Source organism: Natrinema soli (assembly GCF_028618695.1).
Window position 1 is genome coordinate 1 of sequence record NZ_JAQIVI010000568.1, and the last position, 4,824, is coordinate 4,824.

The following is a 4,824-nucleotide window of genomic DNA, read 5'->3' on the forward strand; positions in this document are numbered from 1 at the left end:
TCGCTGGGGTTCGGATACGCACTGCTGGGGACCGTCGCCGTCCGACTCGGTGAGCGACTCGAGACGCGCGGACTGGTCGGCCTCGCGGTGCTCGCAACGGTCGCCGCTATCGGCTACACCCGGCTGCTCGCCGGCGCGGTGGCGTACCCGTTGCCGCTTCTCTTCGGGTTCGCCACCGCGCTGTTTCTGCCGATCGGCTACGCGTTCGAGCGCGGCCGGACACCGACAGCTATCCTGGCGGTCGTCGCGCTCGTCCCCAGCTCCGTGATCGCGTTCGTGTATCCCATGACCGCCGTGAGCGTCTGGTCGATCGCGTTCGTGTTCCTCCTGTTCATCCCGTGGATCACCGTCGTGGGACTGTTCGGATATCCACTCGTGCTGGTTGGTCGATATCTCGCCGGCAACCGCGAATGAACAGTTGTAGCCTCGAGAACGATACTCTCGGGCCATTCTGCGTTCTGATGTGTCACTCGAGGAACCGAGCGTTCACGTCCACGTCCGCTGGCGGCATGGCACACTGCTCTTTCTCGCCGAACCAGCGATATCGCCGCGCGGCGACGAAGTCGTAGGCCCAGTTCCGGAGCCGACGCGGGAGGAATCGGAACGGGCCCAACAGGGCGTAGACGCCGCCGAGGAGCCGCGCGATGCGGATGACCGCGTCGGATTTCACGTAACAGTCCTCGCCCTCGATCAGGACGATCGACTCGAGTTCGTCGGTCGCCAACCCGTGTTCGGCGAGCAACGCCGTGCCGATATCGGACTGGAGCGAGGCGAAGTGAAACGTTCCGTCGGTATCCCGGGGCAGGATGAACTGGACGAACCCGTTACAGAGGTTGCAGACGCCGTCGAAAAGAACGATCGGCCCGTCCGGGATATCCGAACTCATTGCTGTTCGATCGTTAGAACTGGTCCAAAGTCAACATGTCGATCCCCGGCTGCTCGCGTCTCATCGGTCGTTGCTACTGGTGGAGTGGCTGCTCGGCCATCGTGGCGCGAAGTTCGTCCAATCGCGAGCGGGGGACGCCGTTCTCGAACTGCTGGAGGAGGGCGAACACCTCCGCTCGAGACACCTTCACGTCGCCCTCGCGGACGACGTCCTCGGGGCGTTCGCGCAGTTCGCGGAGGGTACCGACCGCGAGCAGGTAGGGAATCGCCCACGCCGAGAGTCGGTTGCCGTGGTGTTCGGGCACGACCTCGAGGTAGCGGTGGGCGTCGTCGAGGTAGCGTTCGGCGCGGCTCGTCACCCGCTTGATGACGTTCGTGACGCCGCCGTGGTGGTCCTCGTCGGTCACCGATTCGATGTCGACATCCTCCGCCGCGAGCCACTCGGCGGGGAGGTAGACGTTGTTCTCGTCGTGGTAATCGGACTCGACGTCCTTCGCGATGTTGACCAGCTGAAGGAGGAGCGCGAACGAGCGCGCGTTCCCCCGCATCTCGTCGGCCCGTTCCTGCGACGTGCCGCGGGCGACCAGTCCGGTGATCAGGGTGCCGACGGTGCCGGCGGCGTACCAGCAGTACTCCTCGAGTTCCTCGATCGTCTGGAGGCGCAACCCGCCCTCGCTCGCGTAACGGTCGGTGAACATCGCCATTCCGTCGACGAGTTCGCGGACCGGTTCGCGCATGATCTCGCGGGGCTCCTCCTCGAGCGATTCGAACGTCCGCAGGACCCGGGGCGTCTCGGCGACGACGTCCCAGTCGTCGGTTCGCTCCTCGGGAATCCACGGCTCGACGTCGTCCATGAACGCCGAGACGGAGCCGCCCGCGTTCGGATCGAGCAGCCGATCGTACGTCGCGAGCAGTTCGGTCTGTGCGTCCGGCGGAATGTGGCCCGCATCTTCGATCGTGTCGGCGATTCGACAGAGGAGATAGCCGACACAGATGTGTCTCGACATCGGCTCTTCGAGCCGGTCGATCGTAATCGAGAAGGTCCGCGAAACGCCGTGAACCGCGTCGTAACACCACTCGAGGTCGGCGTCAGTGGGGGATTCGGGCTGGCCCGTGGTCATCTACTCGAGTTAGTTTGGTGACCATCGGGGAAAAACACCGCGGTCGCGGCGTGCTCTTCCGATCGATGGCCAAACGAAGGAGCCAGCGACCGCGGACGCGATCCACTGCGACCCGGCGACTCCCGACAAAACCGGTATCACGGAGCGACGCGAAGCCGGGATCGTGACCGAATCCGTACTCATCGCCGGCGCGCACGGGCAGGTCGGACAGCACGTGACGGAACTGCTCGGCGCGAGCGATCGCACCGCTCGAGCGATGGTCCGCAACGAGTCTCAGACAGACGAGATGGCGGAACTGGGCGGCGAGCCGGTCGTCGCGGACCTGACCGAAGACGTCGACCACGCGGTCGAGGGCTGTGACGCCATCGTCTTCGCGGCCGGCTCCGGGGGCAAGGACGTCTACGGCGTCGACCGCGACGGCGCGATCAATCTGATCGATGCGGCGAGCGACGCCGGCGTCAACCGGTTCGTCATGCTCAGTTCGATGGGTGCCGACGACCCGGAATCGGGACCCGAGGCGCTTCGGGACTACCTGATTGCCAAGGCCGAGGCCGACGAATACCTCCGCAACAGCGGTATCGACTATACGATCGTTCGGCCGGGCGAGCTAACCAACGAACCCGGAACCGGCGAAATTCGAGCCGGAGAGGGGCTCGAGTTGGGTGACGGTGATATCCCTCGCGAAGACGTCGCCCGAACGCTCGTGACCGCGATCGACTTCGAGCCCGTCTCCGGCGAGACGTTCGAGATCCTCTCGGGCGAGGAGTCGATCGAGGCGGCGCTCGAAGCGGTCGGCTCGTCCTGAGAAGACGTAACCGGTGAGTTACCTGCGGGACGAGCCGCTCGAGTCCGTACTCCGTTCCAGCCGTCGTGACACCGTCTCGAGACGAATTCACCCGAGAGAGAACAATAAAGGAGCGAGGTCCCGAATCCCGTGGTATGGACTTTGCGCTCTCGGCCGAGCAGCAACAGATTCGAGAGATGGTCTCGGAGTTCGTCGACGAGGAGATCGTCCCCGTCGCCGACGAGATCGACCACGAGGACGAGTTCCCCGCCGACCTCGTCGGCGAGATGGCCGACCTCGGCCTGATGGGGATGCCGTTCCCCGAGGAGTACGGCGGTGCCGGACTAGACTATCACTCCTACGCGATCGGCCTCGAGGAAATCTCTCGAGGATCGGGCGGCATCGGAACCATCGTCGCCGCTCACACCTCGCTAGCGGGGAACATGGTCTACGAGTTCGGCGACGACGCCCAGAAGGAGGAGTACCTGACGCCGCTGGCTGCCGGTGAGGACATCGGCGCGTTCGCGCTCTCGGAGGCGGGCGCGGGCAGCGACGTGCCGGCGATGGATACGGTCGCCGAACGGGACGGTGACGAGTACGTCATCAACGGGGGCAAGCTCTGGATCTCGAACGGCTCCGTGGCCGATACGGTCACGCTCTTCGCGAAAACCGATCCCGACGCGGGCAACAAGGGCATCTCCTCCTTCATCGTCCGTCCGGAGGAGGACGACGGCTTCATCGTCGAGGGGACGGAGGACAAGCTCGGCGACAAGGGCTGTCCGACGGCAGAACTCCGGTTCGACGACCTTCGGATCCCGGAATCGCGCCGGCTCGGCGAGGAGGGCGAGGGCTTCGTCCACGCGCTGAAGACCCTGAACGGCGGCAGAATTACGATCTCCGCCCGGGGGGTCGGCATCGCCCGTGCGGCCTTCGAGGAGGCCCGCGACTACGCCACCGAGCGCGAGCAGTTCGGCCAGCCCATCGGCGAGTTCCAGTCGATCAAGCACAAGCTGGCGGACATGGACACGAAGATCCAGGCCGCCAAGATGCTCATGCACAAGGCCGCGGACAAGAAGATTCGCGGCGAGGACTACATCAAGGACGCCTCCCAGGCCAAGCTCTACGCCTCCGAAGTGAGCCGCGAGGTCGCGAACGAAGGAATCCAGATCCACGGCGGCTACGGCTACACCAAGGACTTCGCCGCCCAGCGATTCTACCGCGACGCCAAGCTCAACGAGATCTACGAGGGCACCAGCGAAGTGCTGCGCAACACGATCGGCGACCAGTTGCTCGAGGAATAGCCTCTCGAGCGCCGGCCGCCGCGATCCGTCGCCGGCAGCGTTTGTTCCGGCGTCACTATTAAAGTACGCTTACAGTATTCCAGCGTGCAGTGGGCGCATGGACCGAACTGAGCTGTTCCTCGCGATCATCGCGTACACGCTGATCGTGATGACGTTCGTAATTGAGGGCGAGTACGTCGATTTCGCGATGGTCCCACTTTTCGGGCTGTTGTTCGCCATCCCGCTGTACGTGGCCGTCCGCCTCATCAGAAACCCGTCCCTCGAGTGACGGCTACGGTGCTCCACGACCTACCCGACGGTCTCGTCGCCGTCCTCGAGACACCCTCGAACCCACTCGAAGTGCTCTCTGACCCGCCGCTCTCCGCCGTCGGTCAGCGCGTAGACGTCGTGCAGCCCCTCGGTTCGTTTCTCGACGAAGCCCGCGTCGACCAGCGCCGACAGCGAGCCGTAGAACGACTTCGGCTCGAGCCGGTCGTCGTAGTGGGACTCGAGGCGCGATTTCAGCTGCTGGCCGCGTAGCTCGCCTTCCTCGGCCGCGGCGAGCAGGAAACAGACGTCCCGACGGCGACCGCTCCGGAGCCACTTGCTCATACCTCGAGTTGCGTCCGAGAGACGCTCGAGCGTTACGGTTTTCTCCCGCTCGCACGTCCCGGCTCAGTCGCGCTCGAGGGACTGGCGGACGGTCGCGACGACCGTCCACCCGATCCCGCCGAGCGCGGCCGCCGCGAGCAGC

Annotated in this window: 6 protein-coding genes and 1 pseudogene; 4 read left to right on the plus strand and 3 right to left on the minus strand. The window is 65.0% G+C overall.

Annotated features, from left to right (window positions below):
- Positions 1–414: pseudogene (locus PGX04_RS26670) on the plus strand (hypothetical protein); the annotation flags it as partial.
- 52 nt (positions 415–466) lie between these two features.
- On the opposite strand, the gene PGX04_RS26675 reads toward PGX04_RS26670, so the two are convergent.
- Together PGX04_RS26675 and PGX04_RS26680 are read right to left on the minus strand one after the other, a co-directional pair.
- Positions 467–886: a thiol-disulfide oxidoreductase DCC family protein gene (locus PGX04_RS26675; RefSeq protein WP_273741254.1), complete on the minus strand. Its 420-nt coding sequence runs from the start codon at positions 884–886 to the stop codon at positions 467–469.
- Positions 887–959: 73 nt separating this feature from the next.
- Entirely contained in the window at positions 960–2,006 is a 1,047-nt protein-coding gene (locus PGX04_RS26680) for a phytoene/squalene synthase family protein (protein WP_273741255.1), read from the minus strand.
- 163 nt (positions 2,007–2,169) lie between these two features.
- Between PGX04_RS26680 and PGX04_RS26685 the strand changes: the two genes are divergently transcribed.
- From PGX04_RS26685 to PGX04_RS26695, 3 genes are all read left to right on the plus strand, one after another.
- On the plus strand, positions 2,170–2,811 hold the full coding sequence (locus PGX04_RS26685) for an SDR family oxidoreductase (protein WP_273741256.1): 642 nt from the start codon (positions 2,170–2,172) through the stop codon (positions 2,809–2,811).
- A 134-nt stretch (positions 2,812–2,945) separates the two neighbouring features.
- Positions 2,946–4,091, plus strand: a complete 1,146-nt coding sequence (locus tag PGX04_RS26690; protein ID WP_273741258.1) for an acyl-CoA dehydrogenase — start codon at positions 2,946–2,948, stop codon at positions 4,089–4,091.
- Positions 4,092–4,188: 97 nt separating this feature from the next.
- On the plus strand, positions 4,189–4,359 hold the full coding sequence (locus PGX04_RS26695) for a hypothetical protein (protein WP_273741259.1): 171 nt from the start codon (positions 4,189–4,191) through the stop codon (positions 4,357–4,359).
- A 20-nt stretch (positions 4,360–4,379) separates the two neighbouring features.
- On the opposite strand, the gene PGX04_RS26700 is transcribed toward PGX04_RS26695, so the two are convergent.
- Entirely contained in the window at positions 4,380–4,682 is a 303-nt protein-coding gene (locus tag PGX04_RS26700) for a PadR family transcriptional regulator (protein ID WP_273741260.1), read from the minus strand.
- Positions 4,683–4,824 lie beyond the last annotated feature (142 nt).